This window comes from Rarobacter incanus, assembly GCF_006715765.1.
GTDB classification, from domain to species: domain Bacteria; phylum Actinomycetota; class Actinomycetes; order Actinomycetales; family Cellulomonadaceae; genus Rarobacter; species Rarobacter incanus.
The window spans coordinates 15,565-37,545 of record NZ_VFNV01000001.1 but is presented as its reverse complement, the minus strand read 5'-3'; the positions used below and the strand labels follow the sequence as shown (position 1 = coordinate 37,545).

General features: G+C 62.9%; 12 protein-coding genes. 3 read left to right on the top strand and 9 right to left on the bottom strand.

Annotated elements, in window-relative coordinates; all coding sequences use genetic code 11:
- Window positions 1–10: 10 nt before the first annotated feature.
- From FB389_RS00140 to phoA, 3 genes are all read right to left on the bottom strand, one after another.
- Complete coding sequence (locus FB389_RS00140) at window positions 11–1,384, bottom strand: bifunctional folylpolyglutamate synthase/dihydrofolate synthase (RefSeq protein ID WP_142110818.1); 1,374 nt, start codon at window positions 1,382–1,384, stop codon at window positions 11–13.
- Window positions 1,381–4,650 (bottom strand): isoleucine--tRNA ligase, encoded by a 3,270-nt coding sequence (ileS, locus tag FB389_RS00135; RefSeq protein ID WP_142110817.1) that lies wholly within the window; start codon window positions 4,648–4,650, stop codon window positions 1,381–1,383. Before ileS ends, FB389_RS00140 begins: the two co-directional genes overlap by 4 nt.
- 414 nt (window positions 4,651–5,064) lie before the next feature.
- Window positions 5,065–7,326: an alkaline phosphatase gene (phoA, locus tag FB389_RS00130; RefSeq protein ID WP_142110816.1), complete on the bottom strand. Its 2,262-nt coding sequence runs from the start codon at window positions 7,324–7,326 to the stop codon at window positions 5,065–5,067.
- Between the two features lie 213 nt (window positions 7,327–7,539).
- Here phoA and FB389_RS00125 point away from each other — a divergent pair, with 213 nt between their 5' ends.
- Both FB389_RS00125 and proC read left to right on the top strand, forming a co-directional pair.
- Window positions 7,540–8,886: a serpin family protein gene (locus FB389_RS00125; protein ID WP_211344923.1), complete on the top strand. Its 1,347-nt coding sequence runs from the start codon at window positions 7,540–7,542 to the stop codon at window positions 8,884–8,886.
- A gap of 56 nt (window positions 8,887–8,942) precedes the next feature.
- The gene (proC, locus tag FB389_RS00120) at window positions 8,943–9,749 is read left to right on the top strand and encodes a pyrroline-5-carboxylate reductase (RefSeq protein WP_142110815.1); all 807 of its coding nucleotides are present in this window, start codon (window positions 8,943–8,945) and stop codon (window positions 9,747–9,749) included.
- A 131-nt stretch (window positions 9,750–9,880) separates the two neighbouring features.
- Here proC and FB389_RS10350 read toward each other — a convergent pair whose 3' ends face one another.
- Complete coding sequence (locus tag FB389_RS10350; protein WP_170207799.1) at window positions 9,881–10,051, bottom strand: hypothetical protein; 171 nt, start codon at window positions 10,049–10,051, stop codon at window positions 9,881–9,883.
- Window positions 10,052–10,427: 376 nt separating this feature from the next.
- On the opposite strand from FB389_RS10350, the gene valS reads away from it, so the two are divergent.
- On the top strand, window positions 10,428–13,163 hold the full coding sequence (gene valS, locus FB389_RS00115) for a valine--tRNA ligase (protein WP_142110814.1): 2,736 nt from the start codon (window positions 10,428–10,430) through the stop codon (window positions 13,161–13,163).
- 50 nt (window positions 13,164–13,213) lie between these two features.
- Here valS and FB389_RS00110 read toward each other — a convergent pair whose 3' ends face one another.
- From FB389_RS00110 to tig, 5 genes are all read right to left on the bottom strand, one after another.
- Window positions 13,214–16,987 (bottom strand): discoidin domain-containing protein, encoded by a 3,774-nt coding sequence (locus tag FB389_RS00110; RefSeq protein WP_170207798.1) that lies wholly within the window; start codon window positions 16,985–16,987, stop codon window positions 13,214–13,216.
- 385 nt (window positions 16,988–17,372) lie between these two features.
- On the bottom strand, window positions 17,373–18,644 hold the full coding sequence (gene clpX / locus FB389_RS00105; RefSeq protein ID WP_142110812.1) for an ATP-dependent Clp protease ATP-binding subunit ClpX: 1,272 nt from the start codon (window positions 18,642–18,644) through the stop codon (window positions 17,373–17,375).
- A gap of 153 nt (window positions 18,645–18,797) precedes the next feature.
- The gene (locus FB389_RS00100; protein ID WP_281282006.1) at window positions 18,798–19,481 is read right to left on the bottom strand and encodes an ATP-dependent Clp protease proteolytic subunit; all 684 of its coding nucleotides are present in this window, start codon (window positions 19,479–19,481) and stop codon (window positions 18,798–18,800) included.
- A gap of 30 nt (window positions 19,482–19,511) precedes the next feature.
- A complete protein-coding gene (locus FB389_RS00095; RefSeq protein WP_142110811.1) occupies window positions 19,512–20,135 on the bottom strand; it encodes an ATP-dependent Clp protease proteolytic subunit in 624 nt (207 codons plus the stop codon).
- A 226-nt stretch (window positions 20,136–20,361) separates the two neighbouring features.
- Window positions 20,362–21,684: a trigger factor gene (gene tig, locus FB389_RS00090; protein WP_142110810.1), complete on the bottom strand. Its 1,323-nt coding sequence runs from the start codon at window positions 21,682–21,684 to the stop codon at window positions 20,362–20,364.
- Between the last annotated feature and the right edge of the window lie 297 nt (window positions 21,685–21,981).

The window sequence follows — 21,981 nt, the reverse complement described above, 5'->3', positions numbered from 1 at the left end:
CCGATTTGCTTCACGCGGTGTCGCGCCCGAACAGCGTGCGGGCATGTGCCGCCAGGACCACCGAGCCGGTGACTATTACACCACCGCCGACACCGGAGACTTCCGCCATGTCCGATTCCGCGAGCGCAGCAGCCGCGTCGATCGCGTCGGCCAGTGTCGACGCGCGGTAGACCCGATCGTCGCCAAAGACATCATCGGCGATCTCGGCGAGTTCCTCTATCTCAAACGCACGATCCGTGGGCATCGACGTGACCACAACGTCGCTGACGTGCGGCTCCAGTTCGGCAAGGAACCCCTCGGCCTCCTTATCGGACATCATCGCCACAACGGCGACCACCCTCCGCAATGCAAAGGCCTCGTCCAGACTCTCCACAAGCGCTTGGGCGCCCGCAGGATTGTGTGCGGCATCAACGATAACCACAGGGGACGAGGACACCAATTCCAATCGCCCTGGCGACGTAACGGTGCCGAAGGCCTCTTGCACCACGGCGCCGTCGAGCGCGCGACCGGAACCCATAAGCGCCTCGGTAGCCGCGAGCGCCGCGGCGGCATTGTGCGCCTGATAGCGGCCGTGCAGCGGAATCATGACGTCCTCGTAGACTGCTGCGGGCGTGCGGACAGTGACGACCTGGCCACCAACCGCGACCGTGCGGTCCATCACGCAGTAGCCGTCCGGTTCGCTGACTTCCAGCACCCCTAGTTCTGCGATGCGGGCTTCAATGACCCGGCGAGCGGCGGGCGGCTGCGTGGCGACTATAGCCGTAGCACCCGATTTGATGATGCCGGCCTTTTCGGCCGCAATTTCCGCGATCGAAGAACCGAGCCAACGGACGTGGTCAAGCGCAATCGGCGTAATCACAGACACCTGCGCATCTATGACGTTAGTCGAATCCCAGCGTCCCCCCATGCCCACCTCGACGATAGCGACGTCGATGGGGGCGTCCGCGAAAGCCGCATACGCCATGACCGTGAGCACCTCAAAGAAGCTCAGCCTGGGGCCTCCACCGGCAACCGACCGTTCGTCGATCATCGAGATGTATGGGATCACATCGTCGTACGTTTCAATGAATCGCTCGGCGCTGATCGGCTCGCCGTCAATCGCGATTCGCTCGGTCACGCTTGTCAAATGAGGCGAGGTGAACCGCCCTGTCCGCAACCCGTGCGCGCGAACCAAGGACTCAACCATGCGTGACGTCGATGTCTTCCCGTTGGTACCGGTGACGTGGACTGCCTTGTAGGCGCGCTGTGGGTTGCCCAGCAGGTCCAAGACGTCGCGGACCCGGTCGAGAGTCGGGTCAATATCATGTTCGGGCGCGCGCGAGAGTATTTCCGCATATACGACGCCCAGCCTGTCGTGGACGGCGTCGGGATCGGGTCCGCTCACTTGGCCGCCTTCGCCACGGAGGCGCTGATGTTTGCCGCCTCGGATTCGATCACCTGAACAGCCGTGGCAAGCGTTTCCTCGGCAATCATGCTCTTGTGCGCGTGAACCGCCGCGGCATGTTCTTTCGGCACCTCAAGGGTCAAGACTATGCGGTCGGTAACCTCCAGGCCCGCCTGCTTGCGGGATTCTTGCACCTCGCGGATGACGTCGCGGGCGTAACCTTCCGCCAACAATTCGGGAGTCAATTCCAGATCTACCACGATGAACCCGCCGGCGCTAAGTACCGCGGCCGCCCGCGTTGGCTCGTCCTGAGTTGCGTCCACCTCGACAACGGTCTCTAGCTTATATTCGGGCTCTTGCAGCGCAATCGGACCGCCGTCGGTATCGATCACGACATCCCCCTCTGCGCTGGTGTGCCAAGCCCCTGCTTTGGCCGCCTTGATGACCACCTGCACATTCTTCCCAAGGCGCGGTCCGGCCGCGCGGGCATTGACGGTCAGGCGCCGAGAGATGCCGTACTCAGTCTCCGCCGCCGCAGTGTGTTCGACCAATACGACGTCCTTGATGTTGAGTTCCGATTTGAGCAGCTCAATGTACGGCTGTAGGCGTTCGGCGTTGGCCACCGAAACAGCCAGCGCGGAAAGCGGCTGGCGGACGCGCCTGTGGTGCGCCTTACGCAAAGACAGCGTCACGGAAACCACCTGCCGCACCTCATCCATGACGGCGACCAAATCGTCATCGGCCACCAGGATCTCCCCCAGCGCTCCTTTCAGGTCCGGCCAATCGGTGAGGTGGACGCTCCGTCCCCCGGTAAGACCCTTCCAAACCTCCTCGGTCACCAAGGGCGCCAGCGGCGCAATCACGCGCGTGACGGTTTCCAAAACGGTGAACAAGACGTCGAAGGCGACGGGGTCCTCGTCCCAAAATCGCGTGCGCTGCGTGCGCACGTACCAATTGGTGAGCACATCCATGAATTCGCGTGATCTTTCACAGGCCGCGGGGACGTCGTAGGCGTCCAGGTCGCCCTGCACCCCTTCGACAAGCGCGCGCGTGCGCGCCAGCAGGTAGCGGTCGATCGCACCGAGGTCGCCTACCGCTTCCGCCTCCAAACGCTTCGCCTCGTAACCGGAACCGCCGTTCGTGGCGTTCGCGTACAGCGTGAAGAAGTAATAGGTACTCCACAGCGGCAACAGCACCTGCCGAGTGGCCTCGCGGATACCCTCTTCGGTGACGATGAGGTTGCCGCCGCGCAGGATGGGACTGGACATCAAGAACCAGCGCATGGCATCCGCGCCGTCCCTATCGAACACTTCGGAAACGTCAGGGTAATTGCGCAACGATTTGCTCATCTTGCGCCCGTCGGACCCAAGCACGATGCCGTGGCTCACACACGAACGGAACGCCGGGCGGTCGAAGAGCGCCGTTGCAAGGACGTGCAACAGGTAAAACCACCCGCGCGTCTGCCCAATATATTCGACAATGAAGTCGCCCGGGTAGTGGTGCTCGAACCAGTCACGGTTCTCGAACGGGTAGTGAACCTGCGCGTAGGGCATGGAACCGGAATCGAACCACACGTCCAGAACATCGGGGATGCGCCGCATTGTCGATTTTCCGGTCGGGTCGTCCGGGTTGGGTCGGGTCAACTCGTCGATGAAAGGACGGTGCAGATCGGGCTTGCCCTCGTGGTTCAGCGGCAGTCGCCCGAAGTCCTTCTCCAATTCCGCAAGCGAACCGTAGACGTCGGTGCGCGGGTAAGTCGGATCGTCGCTAACCCAAACGGGGATGGGCGATCCCCAGTAGCGGTTGCGGCTGATCGACCAGTCACGAGCGCCCTGCAACCATTTGCCAAACTGCCCGTCCTTGACGTTTTCCGGGGTCCAATCGATTTGCTGGTTAAGCTCGACCATCCGATCGCGGAACTTGGTGACGGCGACGAACCAGCTGGTGACGGCCTTGTAGACCAGCGGTTTACGGCACCGCCAGCAATGCGGATAGCTGTGGACGTAGCTTGCCTGGCGCACAAGCACCGCCCGTTCGGCCGCGGGACGCTGAGCGAGCGGCCCGGAACCGTCACGCAGGTCGGTGATGATCGGCTTGTTGGCCTCGAAAACCTGCAAGCCCTGGTAGTCGGGAACCTCAGCGGTAAACACTGCGCCGTCGTCGACCGGGACAACCGCCCTGATTCCCGCAGCGCGGCAAACGGCCATGTCGTCCTCACCGAACGCCGGTGCCATGTGGACGATCCCGGTGCCGTCCTCAGTTGTCACAAAATCGCCGGCGAGGACGGTAAATGCATGGGGGCCGGGGGCCTCCGCGGGATCCCTGTCAGCAAAATAGTCGAAAATCGGGGCGTAACGTCGGCCCACCAAGTCGGCACCGGGGTAGGTGGCGGTGATCCGGGCGTCCTCGCCAAGCTCACGCGCGTAGGAACTCACGAGCGCCTTGGCAAGAATCACCTTTTCACCGGCAAGGGCACCTGCGACGGGTTCGACGGTGACGTACTCAACCTCCGGTCCCACTGCGATGGCCAGATTCGATGGCAGCGTCCACGGCGTCGTTGTCCAGATCAACGCCAACTCTCCCGTTTCGAGACGAACACCGACCGTGACCGTGTTGTCCTGCCGGTCCTGATAGACATCGTCGTCCATGCGAAGCTCGTGGTTGGACAGCGGTGTTTGGTCGTTCCAGCAATACGGCAGGACCCGGTAATCTTCGTAGGCAAGCCCCTTGTCATAGAGGGTCTTGAACGCCCAGATGACGGACTCCATGTACGTGACGTCGAGGGTCTTATAGTCGTTTTCGAAGTCGACCCAGCGTGCCTGCCTGGTGACGTAGTCTTCCCACTCGCGCGTGTATTTGAGCACCGAGGCGCGGCAGGCGGCGTTGAACGTATCGATGCCAATGCGCTCGATGTCGGGTTTACCCTGAATGTCCAGTTCGCGCTCCGCCTCGAGCTCCGCCGGGAGCCCGTGCGTGTCCCAACCGAAGCGGCGATCAACGCGTTGGCCTCGCATCGTCTTGAACCGCGGGATGATGTCCTTGACGTACCCGGTCAGTAGGTGCCCGTAGTGCGGCAGGCCATTGGCGAACGGCGGACCGTCGTAGAACACGAATTCGTTCGAACCGTTTTCGCCTGCGGGACGCTGTTCGAGCGAGGCCTTGAATGTGTCGTCCTTGGCCCAGAATTTCAGGGTCGCTTCCTCGATGGCGGGGAAACGGGGTGATGCGGGGATGGGCGAATCGTCGCGATGGCGAGGGTAAACCATTGCTCTGGTGTCTCCTGAGTAAGTGAGTGTTGCTGGGCCAATCATTGCGAGGACGAGTTCCCAGTCAGTCCGGAATCCCGCGGTACCACCCCGCTTGCCGCTTCGCTCGCTCCAAGAATCTGGACCGAGGCTCCGCAACCACTCCACTATGGGCGATAACGGGCCCACCCGTTCGGGTCTACTGGGTGCCGCGCACTGCGCGTCGCACTTTTCTTCCGAAGACTCCCCGGTGATAGCCGGATCGACGTCGTTTGCCCACAATTTTACACCGCTGGGACGCCATCCGGGTCTTACCCGCCGGGCCCAAACGAGAATGGGCCAGTCCCCCTGTGCGTCGACCACCGAAAAGGAAAACGGGCTGGTCCCCCCAGCGCGTGAGGAGACCAACCCGCCATTCGGCGAAAGCCGACGCTACTACCGCTTCACGGTAGCTTTCTTGGTTGCCGCGCCGTATGTCGCGGACCCGAAGTACCGCACCGTAATCTTCGCCTTCTTGCCCTTCCGCAGGGCCTTCAACGAGATCGTGGCTTTACCCTGCGAGAGCTTCTTGGCCGATGCCAGGGAAATCTTGCCGGCCGTAACAGCTACCGACCCCGCGGCCTTCACACCGTCAGCCCCTGTCACGCGCACGGTCAGTTTGCCCTTCTTGGCCTTCGCCGAGATTGACACGGCCAGCATCGGGACAGTGACGGTCGCGAGCGAGTTAGCCGTTCCCGGGGCGTATCCTGCCTTCGCCGCCGTCACCTTTACGCTCAGCGCCGTGCCGATATCTGACTTCGACACCGCGTACGTCGAACGGATAGCTCCGGCGATGGGCTTACCTGCACGCATCCACTGATAGGTCGTTGCTACTCCCGCGGCATTCCATGAACCTGCCGTGGCGGTAAGCGTAGAGCCGACCCGAACCGTTCCGGCGATGACGGGTTGGTTGCTCGATGCGATCTTGCCTGCATTCGTCTTCACCACGCTCAGGGTTGCAATCTGGGAGGTTGCACTCCCCTTCGCATTCGTCACGACCGCGCGAATTTGCGCGCCATCATCGGTCGCAGACACCGCAGGAAGGCTGAGGTACGAACCCGTGCCACCGACGATCGACGAGAATTCCTTGTCGCTGCTCCGCTTTATTTGCCATTGAATCGATCCGATCGCGTCGTTTGTGCTCGCCGCGAATGATGCGGTCCCTCCCTCGGCAACCTGTGTCGATTGCGGCTGGGTGAGGAATGTCGGCGCGGCCGTCGGATCGGCGGTGGATTGCAGCCCGAGCGCGTCGCGAATCGTGTAGAAAAGGTCCGTCTGGTCTGTCAGGCCCACGACGTTGGCAGCTCCCGGTCCGTAACCGGCCACTCGCAATTGCGAACCCGTGTGCTGCTGCGAGCCGCCCGCCGGCGATGTCCCATACGACATGCGCATGACGGATCCTTCGTTTGTCTCAAGCGCGATCCCGAGCCCGGGAACCGCACCATCAACGATCTGGCTGGTGTGCGCGTGATCCGCCGTCACGATCACGGTGGTGTTGCCCTGCTTCTTGGCGAAGGCCAAAGCCACCTGCACAGCTTCGTCGAGGTCAATGGTTTCCCCGATTTGGCCGCACGCGTCAGCGGCGTGGTCCTTCTTATCAATGCTGGCGCCTTCGACCTGCAAGAAGAACCCGTTGTCGTTATCCAACAGGTCAATCGCCTTGGTGGTCATTTCGGCAAGCGTGGGCTGGGTTTCCTTGTCACGCGACGGGTTGTCCTCGCAACGCTGCGGCGTCACGGTGCTGTCCGCGCCGCCCGCGGTTGCGATCGCAGGCTTCCACCGCGTCTCGAGGTTCCCGCTCGCGAACAATCCGAGCACGGGAGTGGTCTGATCGGCCTTGCTGATTGCGGCGAGTTCATTCTTATTCGTGACAATCTGGTATCCACGATCGACGGCCTGTTCCTGCAGCGTCTTATCCTTCCACTCGCCCGCCTTCGCCTTCTCGGAGAATGTCTTGGCGCCGCCGCCGAGCGTCACATCCGCGCGAGTCGCAAGGTACTGCTCGGAAATTGAGCCGAGGCCACCGTTCTCCAGCGCCTCTGAGGTGCACGAAGCGGTGGTCTTTTCGGGCCCGTAGCAGGAGCGGGCGGAAATGTGCGCGGCCTGGACCGCAGGGGTGGCGTCTTGGATCTCTGCCGTCGAAACGTTTCCGGTCTTGAGCCCTGCGGCCTTGGCAAGCTCAAGCAGGCTTGCTTGCGGTTTCCCGTATGTGTCCACGGAGATGGCGTTGTCGTAGGTCTTGGTGCCTGTGGCCCACGCTGATCCCGTCGCTGCGGAATCCGGCACGTAGTCAACCTTGTTAGTTCCCTTTTGAACCGAATAAGTCGTGTACTGGCCCGTGAGCGGCAGCGCATCGATCCCCGGCAGCGTGCCCGCTGCGCCGTACTCGTAGTTTCGCGCTGCGGTGATCTCGGAATCGCCCATGCCATCGCCGATGAGCAAGATGACATTCTTTGCCTTCGAATTGTCGAGCGATGCTTTGATCTGCGCCGTCTTGTCGCCGGTGTTGCGGCGGGCGCCACCGTGATCGGCGACGGACGCCGGTGTGGAGGTTTGCGCCGCAACCGCAACCGCGCCGCCGACCGCTAACGCGCCGACCATGGCGCCGGCGACTGCCGCCGTACCCATGCCGCGCAACGAGCTGACTTTCTTCCGCATATGTGTCCCTTTTTCCTCGTGAGATTCCCGGACAACGCACCCCGTGGTGCGCACGGTGTAACGCAACCAAGGAAACGTGGATAGGCGACTAAGTCGCGGGTGATGGTCACCAAACCTTGCGCAAACAATGCACAAACTTCGCCGCGCTCACATTGCCGCGATCCGACAGAAGCAACACTGTCGGAGACAACGAAATGACCGTAGAATGAGGCGATGAGTCCACGCGATGAAGCTCCGGATGCCCCATACAAGCCGTCTCCTTCGTGGCGCGTCATCGCCGCGACGGCCGCCGCGCTGAGCGTGCTGGCGATGACCGCCTGCGGCGCCAGGCCATACGATCCGGCCCGAGGCGGCACGCTCGCGGCAAAGGACGTGACAATGCGCACCGTCGCGATCGCGGATGCGTCGTCGCTGCCCAAGGTTGTTGCCGCCGCGCGAACACTGGGCCTTGCGACGCTGGGAAGTGACACAGACCCGACGGCGGTCTCTTCGCCTTCGAGTTTCGCGGTCGCACTGGCGATGCTCGCGGAGGGTGCCAAAGGAAAGACGCTCAGCGATCTCGACTCCGCGTTGGGGGCTAGCGGCGAGGATCGCCGCGACGCGTTCGCCGCGATCTTGAGCGCCATGAGAAAGTACGACGGCGATCCCGCACTGGCCGGCAAGGATTCGCTCCCGGATAGCGCCCTCATTCATCAGGCGGATCGCGTCGTCATCGATACCGGTTTCGCAGTCAACGACTCCTACCTGAACGCCCTGGCTGACGGGTTTGGAGCCAACATGCAGCAGGCGGAACTATCCGATGCATCCGGCAAGAAAATCCTGGATTCGTGGGTGAAGAAGAACACCGGCGGGCTGATCAAGCAGTCCGCGATCGAAGCCAACGATTCGCTCCGTGTCGTATTGCAAAGCGCAATCGTATTTGCCGCGAAGTGGGCGGTCCCGTTCCTTGAACGGGACACCACCGACCGCACGTTCACGTTGTTGGACGGTTCCAAAGTCACCGTTCCCATGATGGGCTGGAATGACGAATCCGCCGCATATGCTGACCTGACGGGCGGTTGGGTGGCATTGCGGCTTCCCTATTCTGAGGGGGCATACGCCGATCTCTTGTTGCCACCGAAGGGGACGGACCCGGCAACTGCGACGGCCGACCTGCTTGCGCAGGCCGCGGACAAACTGGCCGCTGCCACACCTGGACCCACAAAAGTCGCGCTCCCAATTCTAGATTTCACGGGCACGGTCGATCTGAGCTCGCCGCAGACGCTGCAAGCGCTCGGCCTCGGATCCGCGCTATGCGATGCTCCCGACGCCGATTTGTCAGGCATCGCCGGTTCGCCGGGCGACCTTTGCGTACAGCAGGTCGCTCAGCAGGTAGCGCTCCACGTCAGTGAAGACGGGACCAAAGCTGCGGCAGTCACCGAACTCGGCATGGATGCGGCTGGAGCAGCGGTCGATCCCGTTCGAACCATCGAGTTCGATCGGCCGTACTTGCTGACGATCAACCAAGCGGACACCGGGTGGCCGCTGTTTTATGCGGCGGTCCGCAATCCGGCGGTCTAAGGCTCCGGCTCGCTACCGCGGCCGCCTTATCCGCACGTCGCGGTAGCCTTGTTCCTATGACTACTGTGGGATTCATCGGCACCGGAAACATGGCGAGCGCGATAGTGCGGGGCATTACGGGATCGGGTTTCGTGGCGGCTTCGGATGTCACGCTTTTCGACCGAACCGCGACTAAGGCCGCCGATCTAGCGAAGGAGATCGGCGGGGCAAATGTGGCAGCCTCGCTGGAAGCGGCGGCCCGCGCCGATGTGGTCGTGATTGCAGTTAAGCCCAACGTGGTCCCCGAGGTCTTGCCGCAGGTCGCAGCCGCAGCCAGCGACGCAGGCGCGGTCATCGTCTCGATAGCGGCGGGGCTGACGCTGGAACGACTACGGCACCTGGCTGGAATCGAGGTGCCGTTGGTCCGCGTGATGCCGAACGTCAACGCGACCGTGGGTGCCGCAATGTCGGCGATCGCGCACAATGACCTGGTCACGGATGCTCACAAGGAGGCCGCATTGCGCATATTCGGCGCGGTCGGCCGGGTCATTGAGCTTCCGGAAGCCCAGTTCTCCGCATTCACCGCAATTGCGGGATCGTCGCCTGCATTCGTTTTCGTCTTCATTGATGCCCTGGCGCGCGCGGCAGTCGAAGCCGGCATGCCAAAAGCGCTTGCGACGGAAGCTGCCGCGCAGGCCGTGCTGGGAAGCGCCACACTATTGCTCGAATCCGGCAAGAACCCGTGGGAACTTGCAGACGTGGTGTCATCCCCCGGCGGCACAACGGTCGCGGGACTGCTCGCGATGGAAGACCAGGGCTTCTATAGCGCCGTAGTCGCCGGAGTGCGCGCAACCATTGCCAAGGATCGCGCGCTCGGCGCCTAAACACCACACGCCCGGCGCCCAACCACCACACGCTCGGCGCCTAAACACCACACGCCCGGCGCCCAACCACCACACGCTCGGCGCCTAAACACCACACGCTCGGCGCCTAACGCCAAGCGACGGGGCGATCTCTACGCGCTGCGCCGGCGCGTGTAGGCTTCAATATCCTGCGCGACCAGGTGCTCGATGCTGACGATCACGGCGGATGCGGCGCGCGTGCCTTCCTCCCCGGAAAGCGTCTCGGAACGAACCGATTGAATAAGACTCGAAAGGTAGCGTTCTAGGTGTGCTGCCGGTGTCATGTCGGGGTCCTCAAGAATAGTTCTTGTCGATAGTGGATTCCCGCCCCGCCGGAAACGCCAGCGGATCACCCGGATCGGACGCTGGCAGCGCGGCGGCGCGTGCGGGGTGGCGGCGGCTCGATCAGCGCCGCGCGGGCCGCATCAACAACAACAGGACATTCGAGCGAGAACGACGCGGCGGCGCGTGCGGCGCGCATTCGTCGTGTGTGATTCGCTCATACCGTCCATGGTGGTGCGGGGGCACCCCGGCCGCAACCGCACCACCAGCGATTCTCACTATGCGGACAATGGGCGGCCTCGTCGATCAAATGACAACCAAAGGCCCCGCGCCCGCCCATCGATTGTGCACCCCAGCGTTGTGGAAGAATAGGACACCATGAGCACCTCCCCTGCAAACAATGATTTGGCCGTGCCCGAATACCCGCTGACCGCCACGGTCGCGGGCGTCCCGGACAGGGTGAGCACGGACGGACTGGAAGAAAAATTCGACGCGCAGTGGGCGCAGGATGGCACCTATGCCTTCGACCGCACAGCGACGCGCGAACAGGTCTTCGCGATCGACACGCCGCCGCCGACGGTCTCGGGGTCGCTGCACGTCGGCCATGTCTTCAGCTACACGCACACCGACGTCATCGCGCGCTTCATGCGGATGAACGGCAAGAAGGTGTTCTACCCGATGGGGTGGGACGACAACGGCCTGCCCACCGAACGGCGGGTGCAGAACTATTACGGCGTGCGCTGCGACCCGTCTCTTCCCTACGTCGAGGGCTACGAGCCGCCGTTGCAGGGCGCCGAAGGCAAAAGCGTCAAGGCGGCCGATCAGCAACCCATCTCGCGCCGCAATTTCGTTGAGTTGTGTGAGCGGCTCACCGTCGAGGATGAAAAGCAGTTCGAGGCGCTGTGGCGCAGGCTCGGGCTCTCGGTGGATTGGGAGCACACCTACCAGACGATCGGCAAGCGGGCGCAGAAGGTTGCGCAGGCCGCATTCTTGCGGAATCTCGCGCGCGGCGAGGCGTACCAGGCGCAGGCCCCGGGCCTTTGGGACGTGACGTTCCAGACCGCGGTTGCGCAGGCCGAACTCGAAGCCCGCGAATACCCCGGCCACTATCACCGGGTCGCCTTCCACCAGAGCGATGGCACACCCGTCTACATCGAAACGACCCGGCCCGAACTGTTGGCCGCGTGCGTCGCCCTCATTGCCCACCCCGACGATGAGCGCTACCAGCACCTGTTCGGCACCACGGTGACGTCGCCCGTTTTCAACGTCGAGGTTCCCGTCCTGGCGCACCCCGGCGCCGAGATCGACAAGGGCGCAGGCATCGCCATGTGCTGTACTTTCGGTGACCTGACCGACGTGCAGTGGTGGCGCGAGTTGCAGTTGCCTACCCGTTCAATCATTCGCCGCGACGGGCGCATCGTGGCCGAAATACCCGAGTGGATCAAGGACGAGGCCGCCCGCGCGGTTTTCTCCGAGCTTGAGGGAAAGACAACGTTTTCCGCACGCAAGATCGTCGTCGATGCGCTGCGCGACGCGGGCGATCTAGACGGCGAACCCAAGGCAACGCAGCGGATGACCAATTTCTTCGAGAAGGGCGACAAGCCACTCGAAATCGTGACCTCCCGCCAGTGGTACTTGCGCAACGGAGGCCGCGACTGGGTGCGCGCCGACGGGAGCGCCCGCGATCTGCGGGGCGAACTTCTGGCCGCGGGCGAAGACCTTGAGTTCCACCCCGATTTCATGCGGGTGCGCTACGCCAACTGGGTTTCCGGGCTCAACGGCGATTGGCTCATCTCCCGCCAGCGCTTCTTCGGCGTGCCGTTCCCGGTTTGGTACCCGGTGGACGCCGCGGGCGAAACGCACTGGGATGCGCCGATCGTACCCAGCGAGGATGAGCTGCCGATCGATCCCTCCAGCCACGTGCCCGCGGGATACACGGCACAGCAGCGCGGACAGGCCGGCGGATTTGTTGGGGACCCCGACATCATGGACACGTGGGCGACCAGCTCTCTCACCCCGCAGATCGCGGGTGGGTGGCTCGATGACCCGGAGCTTTTTGCCAAGGTCTTCCCCATGGACGTTCGCCCGCAGGGTCAGGACATCATCCGCACCTGGCTTTTCTCAACTGTCGTGCGCTCTCACCTGGAGTTCGGCGAACTGCCGTGGTCCGATGCCGCGATCTCTGGCTGGATATTGGACCCGGATCGCAAGAAAATGTCGAAGTCGAAGGGCAACGTTGTGACCCCCATGGGGCTGCTCCTCGAGCACGGCTCGGACGCCGTTCGATACTGGGCCGCATCCGCGCGGCTCGGCACCGACGCCGCGTTCGAGGTCGGTCAGATGAAAATTGGACGCCGCCTGGCGATCAAAATTCTCAACGCGTCGAAGCTGGCCCTTTCCTACGGCGCCGATGCGGAAGGCATCAGCACGATCGATTTGGACCCCGCAGCGGTCACTGTCCCTCTCGACAGGGCGATGCTGGCGGGTCTGGCCGATGTCGTAGACTCGGCGACTGCCGCGCTGCGCGCCTACGATCACACCCGCGCCCTGGAACTGGCTGAGACATTCTTCTGGGCGTTCTGCGATGACTACGTCGAACTGGTCAAGGACCGAGCTTACGGCGCGGGTGACGAGCAGCTTTCGGCGCTAACGCAGTCGGCCCGCACGGCCCTTGCCCTGGCGATCGATACGATGCTGCGATTGTTCGCCCCGTACCTGCCGTTCGCTACGGACGAGGTGTGGTCATGGTGGCGGCAAGGTTCCATTCACGCAACCGCGTGGCCGACGTCCGATCACCTTCGGGCTGCGGCCCGGGACACGGATCCCGCGCTGCTTTCCGTTGCCGGTCACGCGCTGGCCGCGTTGCGCCGAACCAAGTCCGAAGCGAAGGTCTCGATGAAGACGCCGATTCTTGATGTATCGCTTGCAGTGCCCACGTCGGCAGATGCTGCCCTAGCGGCGGTACTTGACGATGTCCGTTCTGCCGGTCGCGTCACGGGCCCGGTCGACATCGCAACCGTTCCGGATGCGGAAGTGGATGCTTCCACGCAGGGCGGCATCGCGGTTCTAGCGGTTGAGCTCGGTGAGCCGCCGGCGAAGCGATCAGCGAACTAGCCGCTCACCGTCGCCTTTCCGATCTCGATCGGATGCCCTGCTGTTCTTGGCTAGCCCTTTCGCACCTTGACTTTCGTCGTCCGCGATTTCGCCGCCTGCACGTTCGCCGACCCGCTGTATGCGGCGCGGATCTTTGCGACGCGTGTCTTTTCCCGGATGCGGATCGTCGCCGTCGCCTTGCCATTGGCCTGCACGCGGATTCGCGCTGCCTTCTTGCCATTGACCGAGATCGTGACGGTGCCCGCCCGTTGCAGCGTGACCTTGGACGTGACTCGCACGCGGATGCGCACTTTCGCCCCCCACTTGACCCGCTTCTTGGACGCCTTCGCCGTGACCTTCGCGCGCGCCTTGGCCGCGTGCGTGCTCGCCACGGCCGAGGCCTGCGCCATGCGATCTTGCACCGGTAGCACGGCGCTGACAGTGATCTTTCCGGCGCGCCGCGGGGCGGGCAACCGCACGACCGCCGTCTTAGACCTCCCGACGCTCACCCAGGTTCCACCCCCGGACGACGCGGTCACCCACACGCGACCTCGGGTCCAGGCGCTCGTTGTGCTCACGCGCACGGTCGCGGTCAAGGCCTCACCGACCCACGCGGTCCCCGTGCTGACGGAAAGGGTCGCGTTTGCCTTCACGACCACAACCGTGGCGGCCGCGCTCTGGGACGGTTGCCAAGCTTCGTCGTCGCTGGGGGTGAAGGTGGCGACGATTCGGTGGCTGCCTACCGAAAGAGTGGCGGGAATCGTGAACCGCGCTGTTCCGTCCTCGCGGATTTCACTAACCTGCGATGCAGCGCCGTCGATGGACACGCCTGCCTGCCCAACCGGGATCGTGTCGCCCGTCCCGCTCACGCTCACCAGCACCGACCCGTCCTGGCCGTCGGCCTCGATCGTGCCCGCGGACACCTTAACGGTCGTCGTGGTAGCGCCGGGCGTTCCGGGGTCGCCGGGGTCGCCGGGATCGCCCGGCTCCACGGGCGCCGCAACGATGTGGATCGAGCCGGCGGTGGAGGACCCGGAACTCGTCCCTAATGCGGCAATTTCCTTGTCACCAGCCTCCGCAGGTGCCGTGAGCGTGGCCGCGAATCCGCCATTGCCGTCCGCCGTGACCTGCGTGGATAGCACGCCGCCAACGGAGATCCGCACGGCCTCCCCCGGGTCGTATCCGGCCCCGGTCACGGTGAACTCGCTGCCCGCTACGACCTGTCCAGCGGGGAAGTACGCCTGCCCCACGCGGGTGACCCCTTCGCGGCCGTAAACCTCAAGCGACCACATCGAATAGGCCCAGGAGGTGCCCCGCTTCGTGCCAGCCCACCTGACGTATCGTCCGCTGCTGCCCGGCGCCAACGAGGTGGTGCGCACGCCCGCCGAGCTATTGCCCACCTCGACGGCCGCCACCGACCAGTTGACCCCATCGATAGACGTCTCGATCGAGTAATCCTTCCCGTAGGCGCCCTCCCAGTCGATGTTGACCGCGCCGAGGGCCTGCCGCGAGCCGAGGTCGACCACCGCCCACTGATCATCGGACGTACGCGACTCCCAGCGCGTCCCGCGTGAACCATCCGTGATGTACTGAGCGGCATTGACGCCGGCTCCCGCCGTCCCCGCCACGCTCACCCGCGCACCGCGGGCCACATCGGCTATAGACACCCCGATCTCCCCCAGTTCGAACGCGTCGTCGCTCACCGCGACTCGCACGTAGCGGGCATCGCGGGCCGCCAAAGTGATGGTCTCGGTGCCGCCCAACGAGGCATACGATTGCGGTTCGGTCCACGTGAACCCGTCCGTCGAAGTCGCGATCGCAACGGTTCGCGGGTGTGTACTACCCCAGGCTAGGGTCACGCGTCCCAGCCCGCGCACGGACCCGGTGTCCACCACGGCGCTCGCTTCGATTCCCCCCGCACTCTTCCATGCGGTGGATCGGTCGCCATCGACCAGCGCGCTTGCCGCGGCACTGGCGGGGATGGTGGTTACCGCCTTGTGCTCAGCGATGTTGCCGGTGTCGGCGACGTCGTATGCGATCGGCGCGCCATCTGCCAGTGTCATAATCCCCGACGAGGCCACCGTCGCCGTGCTCGGGATTTCGACGAGGACTACTGAGTTCCCTGCCGGCACTTGCACGCGGGCCGTTGTGTCGACGCCCGGTGCCACGACCTTGCCGGTTATGGAGTCGTACAGGTCCTTGCCCTTGCCTTGAACCGGCACCTCGATCTGCTGCGGAGTCGATGTCGGGTTATAAATCAAGGACGTCGGGTAGGTTGTCTCCCCGTACGTATCCAGCTTGTTAAGGTCGATCCGCAGCACATTCGACACGTTCGTTGGGTGGATGACGGACATGAAGCCGATCCAGGCTGACCCGTACATACCGAGGCCCTTTGCTGCGGATCCGACCCCCCAGTTGCCCGATCGTTCCGGCACATCAGAGAGCGCCCGGATTCCCTTGTTAGGGTAAGACTGTAGGGATTCGTACGCGATCGCCGCGGCCCGGTCGTCCTTGTCCCAACCGGTTGCCGAGCCCGCCCCGCCCGTAGATGAGCCGTCTATGAAGTCCGCGCCGTAGTATTGTTCGCTCGCGGCGAGTTGGTCGGCAAAGAAGAAGCGTGCGGCGCTGTTGACGTTGAGCAACCACTTTCCAACGAGATTGGCGTACTGCGTGTCGTACTTCGCCGTCGCGGCGAACCACGGGCTCGCGAAGGAGTTCATCGCGAAGACGTATCCGCTCTCCCTGTCGGTGCCGTCGCCGGGTCCCTTATCCGATAGGCTGCCTTGCAGCCCGGAAACCGTCTTTCCTCCCCACACGGTGTCCTGCCCCGTCCGCGACCCGAGCGTGCCCCAATTGCCGCGCACCGCCGAGCCCTCCATGAGCCAGCGGAATCCCTTGGCGACGTCGTAATGGGTCCCGTACAGGGCGTTCATCCGGGCCGCCATGTACGGTTGCAGCAACGTCATGACCTCGTAGTACGTATTGACCTGTGATCGCTCGATGGCGTCCATGGCCCATTTGGCAGCGGTCAGGTACTTCTGGTCACCGAATCGTTCGTGCGCATTGACCAGCACGAACGCGGTGGCAACGGCCAGTTCCGCCGCCTGCGACTTGTTGTCGGCCGACGAGTTACCTTTCAAGTACGGTTTCATTGCGACAAAGTCGTAGTCCCACATGTTGAAATTTGCGTTGGCGGAGCCTCGTTCCACGACCATGTCGTAGAACTTATTCGCGATGGATCGTTGGATCGCATCCATGTTCTGCGAGTCGGGGTACTGCTCGCCGACCATCGAGTAGAGCACGTTGGGGAGGAATTGATACCACCCGTCTAGCGTCCCGGGCACACCATCGCCGCCTGCGATCGGAGTGTTCCCAGCCACCTGGGTTGAAGCACCTCGGAAAAAGGTCTGCAGCATGCGCACGTAGTCGCAGCGCTTCGCCGCATTGCCCGGTTGGTCGCAGGCTTGATCGGACTTGTCGATGCCGACCAGCGTCGCGCTGATGACGGAGGCGAGCTGGGTCACCGATTCTTGGTAACCGTCCCCACCGTTGGGGCCGGCGCTCTGGACGCGCTGATCACCGTAGTAGGCGGGCATCTTGTAGGTGGTTTCCCCGGCCGGCATGTTCAGTGCCGTCGAGTCGGTCCGGATGGTCGAGTAGACGCCTCGATCGGTCCAGTCGTATGCAAAATCGTCGAACGCCTTCGCCCGATCCTGCCACGAGAAGTCGCCGAAGCTGGGACTTGGATTGGTCGTGAAACCGTCGATGCTCCACGATGATGCCTGCACCGATGAGGACGCGTGGGCACTGGGCGTCATTGCCGCTCCCACCGCCAGAATTGTCACGACTATTGTTGAAATCACACGTCTCGCACGCACTACACCGCTCCATCGCGTCCGTACCATTAGCCCGCATCGTCGCGCGCCTCTTGCGACACTCCCGCTCCCCGGGTAACCGTGTCGTGATCGAGCATAGCAGGAATCAAACCGGTTTGACTCGTTGGCGGCGCCTATTATTCGCCGACGGCATTTCTTGGGAGCAGCGGTGAGGGACCAGTGACTTCTGCGCGCCTATCGTGCGGCTTGCGCTTGCCTCACAGTGGCGTAGAAAACGCCTTGGTATTCCTTGGATTCCATCTGCCCGGGAACCTTCCGGTCGGGCAGGTGCTGCAACGATCACTAGAACCCAAGAAGCCGGCCCCCGCCCCGAGGGGGTAAATCGACGAGCCGGTCAGGCTGTCTTTTCTTGATGAGCGCGCTTGCGGGTGCGCAGCACTATCGTCGGATACGAGCGGTCGGCTACGGTCTGCTCCGTGACAACGACCTTCTCGACATCATCGCGGCTCGGAACCTCGAACATGACCTGCTGCAATACGTCTTCCATGATCGACCGCAGTCCGCGCGCGCCAGTGCCCCGTTCGAGCGCCTGGTCCGCGATCGCGCCGACCGCGTCGTCGGTGAATTCCAGTTCGACGCCGTCGAGCTCGAACATCTTTTGGTATTGCCGCACCAGGGCGTTACGTGGCACCGTCAGGATGGCAATGAGGGCCGAGCGGTCCAGCTTTGCGACATTGGCAACGACGGGGAGTCGACCGATGAATTCGGGGATCAGCCCGAATTTGTGCAGGTCCTCGGGTTTCACCTCCGCGAAAAGATCGCCCTCGTCCTTGGATACCAGCGGGGCGCCGAAGCCGATTCCCCGCTTGCGTGCGCGCTGTGCGACTATGTCCTCAAGGCCCGCAAATGCGCCGGCGCATATGAACAGCACGCCCGAGGTGTCTATCTGAATGAACTCCTGGTGGGGGTGCTTACGTCCGCCCTGCGGCGGCACCGATGCCACGGTTCCCTCGATGATCTTGAGAAGCGCCTGTTGAACGCCTTCGCCGGACACGTCCCTGGTGATTGATGGGTTCTCGGCCTTGCGCGCGATCTTGTCGATCTCGTCGATGTAGATGATGCCTCGCTGGGCGCGTTCGACGTCAAAATCAGCGGCCTGCAGCAGCTTGAGGAGGATGTTCTCAACGTCCTCGCCGACGTATCCGGCTTCGGTCAGCGCAGTCGCGTCCGCGATCGCGAAGGGAACGTTGAGGAGCTTTGCCAAGGTTTGAGCCAGATAGGTTTTGCCGGTGCCGGTTGGGCCTAGCAGCAAGATATTCGACTTCGCGATCTCTACGGGGGGTTCATCGCCCACGCCCCGCGCCGCGCTTTCTGCTCGCACTCGCTTGTAGTGGTTGTAGACGGCGACGGAGAGTGCCTTCTTCGCCGATTCTTGGCCAACAATGAACTCTTCCAGGAAAGCGAAGATCTCTTGCGGTTTTGGTAGCTCCAAGTCCTGCGTGGCGGAGTCGGTGTTGAGTTCTTCTTCGACGATTTCGTTGCACAACTCGATGCATTCGTCGCAGATGTAGACGCCCGGACCCGCTATCAGGCGCTTGACCTGCTTTTGCGTCTTTCCGCAAAAAGAGCACTTCAGCAAGTCCGAGCCGTCCGAAACTCGAGTCATCACTTTCCTTCCAATGCCGCCGGTCGGGGAAACGGCGTCCACCGTTGCCCCGACCGATCAAACGCGGGGATCAATCCACTCATCTGGTCTACCCATTGCACACTAACTCGCAGCGAAAGTCAGCATGCCGCCCCGAAAACGGGGCAACCTTGATCAGAGCGAGACGGCAATGGGTTTGCGGCTCTCCAGGACCTGATCGACCAGGCCGTACTCCTTGGCCTGCTGAGCCGACAAGATCTTGTCGCGCTCGATGTCCTTGCGAACCTGCTCGATATCCTGCCCGGTGTGCGCGGCAAGCGTTGACTCCAGCCAGCTGCGCATCCGGTCCAATTCGTTCGCCTGAATCTCGATGTCAGTCGCCTGCGCGTACGAGCCCTCGTAGATCGCGGGTTGGTGAATCAGCACGCGCGCGTTCGGCAAAGCGAGTCGCAGGCCGGGGTGCCCGGCGGCGAGCAGCACGGATGCGGCGCTGGCCGCCTGCCCAAGGCAGACTGTTTGAATCCGGGACTTGACGAACTGCATCGTGTCGTAGATCGCGGTCATTGCGGTGAAAGAACCGCCAGGCGAATTGATGTACATCTTGATGTCGAGATCCGGGTCCTGGCTCTCCAAGACGAGCATCTGCGCCATGACGTCATCCGCGGATGCGTCGTCAACCTGGACCCCGAGGAAAATGATGCGGTCTTCGAAGAGCTTGGTGTACGGGTCGAGGTGCTTGACTCCGTAGGCCGTGCGTTCTTCGAACTGCGGCAGGATGTAGCGCGCTGACGGTGTCATCAATCCCCCGTCGCCGGCCAATCGCCTTGCAGTCTCTCGATACTGTGATTCGATACTCACGTTTTACTCCTTTAAGAGATGGGCGATTGGTCAGGACTGGGCGGTTCCGCCGCCACCGGCGACGGCTTGCGAAGTTTCCACAACCTGGTCGATGAAGCCGTATTCCAGGGCCTCCTGGGCCGTGAACCAATTGTCACGATCGTTGTCGGCAAGAATCTTCTCGAGCGACTGCCCGGTTTGTTCCGCCGTCAGTTCGGAGAGCACCTGCTTCATGTGCATGATCAGCTTCGCATTGATGCGAACGTCGGTGGCGGTGCCTGCAACGCCGCCGGAGGGCTGGTGCATCATGATCCGCGCGTGCGGGGTGGCATACCGCTTGCCCGGAGCGCCCGACGAGAGGAGGAACTGTCCCATCGAAGCGGCGAGGCCCATGGCGACCGTGGCCACATCGGGCTTGATGAACTGCATGGTGTCGTAGATCGCCATACCGGCGGTAATCGATCCGCCCGGCGAATTGATGTACAGGTAGATGTCCTTTTCGGGGTCCTCCGCTGCGAGCAGCATCAACTGGGCGCAAATCGCGTTTGCGTTCTCGTCACGAACCTCCGAGCCGAGCCAAATGATGCGCTCCTTGAGCAACCTGTTGTAAATACTGTCGTTGAGACCGAACCCACCGGCTTCGCCTCGGGCTGCCTCAGGCACAAAATCGCTCACGCCTTCTCCTCACACGTTCGGACCCCGGATGGTCCGGGCCTGTCATAGCGGCCGAAGTTCGGCCCACGCTGAGACACTAGCGCGATCACGAGACCGAATGCGCACTTTCGCACCTTGTTTCGCTGACGGCGCACCCATTTGCCGCGGTGACCATTGGACATGGATGACGCAAAAGGGACGCTTTCACGGCATTTCGTGAAAGCGTCCCTCGAAACGTGCGTATGCGTCAGTCTTCGGTGGTCTCGGCTTCGTCTTCGTCGTCGCCCTCGCCGTCCTCCGGAACAACCAGGTACTCGGACAGATCCACGGCCTCTCCCGCACCATCGACGACCTTGATCTCGCGGAGGGCAAGAACTACACCCTTCGATCGAGCAACCTCGGCGACGACCGCGGGGATCTGGCCCGATTGGTCAATGTTCTTGATGAACTCGTTGGGGTCCTGCCCATATTGACGCGCCGCGTTCAGCAAGAATTCGATCAATTCGCCCTGGCCAACCTTGACCGCGAGCTTTTCGGCCAGCGTGTCGAGAACGATCTGGTTGCGCAAGCCCTCGCTGACTTCCTTGGTCACCTCGGCACGGTGCTCGTCGTCCTCAAGGCGTCCCTCGCCCTCGAGGTGATTGTTGACCTCCGCGTCGATGACTCCCTGCGGCAACGGAACCTCGATGCCCTTGAATTCTTCGAGCAGCAGGTCGCGCGCCTCGGTTGCTCGTCCCTGCTTCTTCTGCTCGGCGATCTGCTCGCGCAAGTCATCGCGCAGTTCGGCAAGGGTGTCGAACTCGCTCGCGAGTTGGGCAAAGTCGTCGTCAGCCTCGGGGAGCTGGCGCTCCTTGACCTGCTCAACCGTCACCGTGATCTGCGTGGAAGCGCCAGCGTGCTCGCCCGCAACCAACGACGATTCGAACGTTGTCGATTCGCCGGCAGACAGCCCGTCCAGCGCCTCATCTAGACCGTCAAGCATCGTGTTGGAGCCGATCTGGTAGCTGACACCCTTGACCGTGTCAAGGACCTCGTCATCGGTCTTGGCTTCCAAGTCGATGACAACAAAGTCGCCGTCGGCGGCCGGGCGATCGGTTCCCACTAGGCTGCCGAAGCGCTCGCGCAGCGAGGTTAGTCGCTGCTCGACGTCCTCGTCGGCAACCTCGATATCGCCGACCGTGACGGTGATCGTCTCTAGCTCGGGAAGTTCGATTTCGGGGCGAACCTCGACCTCGGCCGTGAAGTGGAGTTCTCCGGTGGGGTCATCGGTGTCGGGTACGCGGGTGATTTCCACGTCCGGGCGACCCAGCGGACGCAGCTTCGCGTCGCGTGCCGCTTCCCCGTAGAAGCCGCCCAGCGACTCATTGATGGCCTGCTCAAGTACCGCACCGCGGCCGATGCGCTGGTCAATGATGCGCGCGGGCACCTTTCCCTTGCGGAAACCGGGAACCTGGATCTGGTTGCCAATGACCTTGTACGCCTCGTCGATGCTCGGCTTGAGCTCGTCGTAGGTGACCTCAACGGTCAACTTGACCTTGGTGGGTTCAAGGGTTTCGACAGCGCTCTTCACTTCGGTGTACTCCAACGGGTTGACGCGCCGCGACCGGCGCTATGGATGATGGATTGCCTGTGGCACCGCGTTTCGATGTTCGCTCCGGCGAATTTCACTGAATTTTGCATCGATACAGGCGCAACCACAACAGTCTAATACACATGCTCCGGCCGATGAGCGTCGTCGCCCATGGACGCGTCCGTTTTCTTCGATTCGGCTGCCAAGCGGGCGGCCGTGGGGGTGTGGTCCGAGACACCTTGGTATCGGCGCGGAGGCTCTCGAGGAACGCCCCACAGAAGGCCCCACAGAACGCCC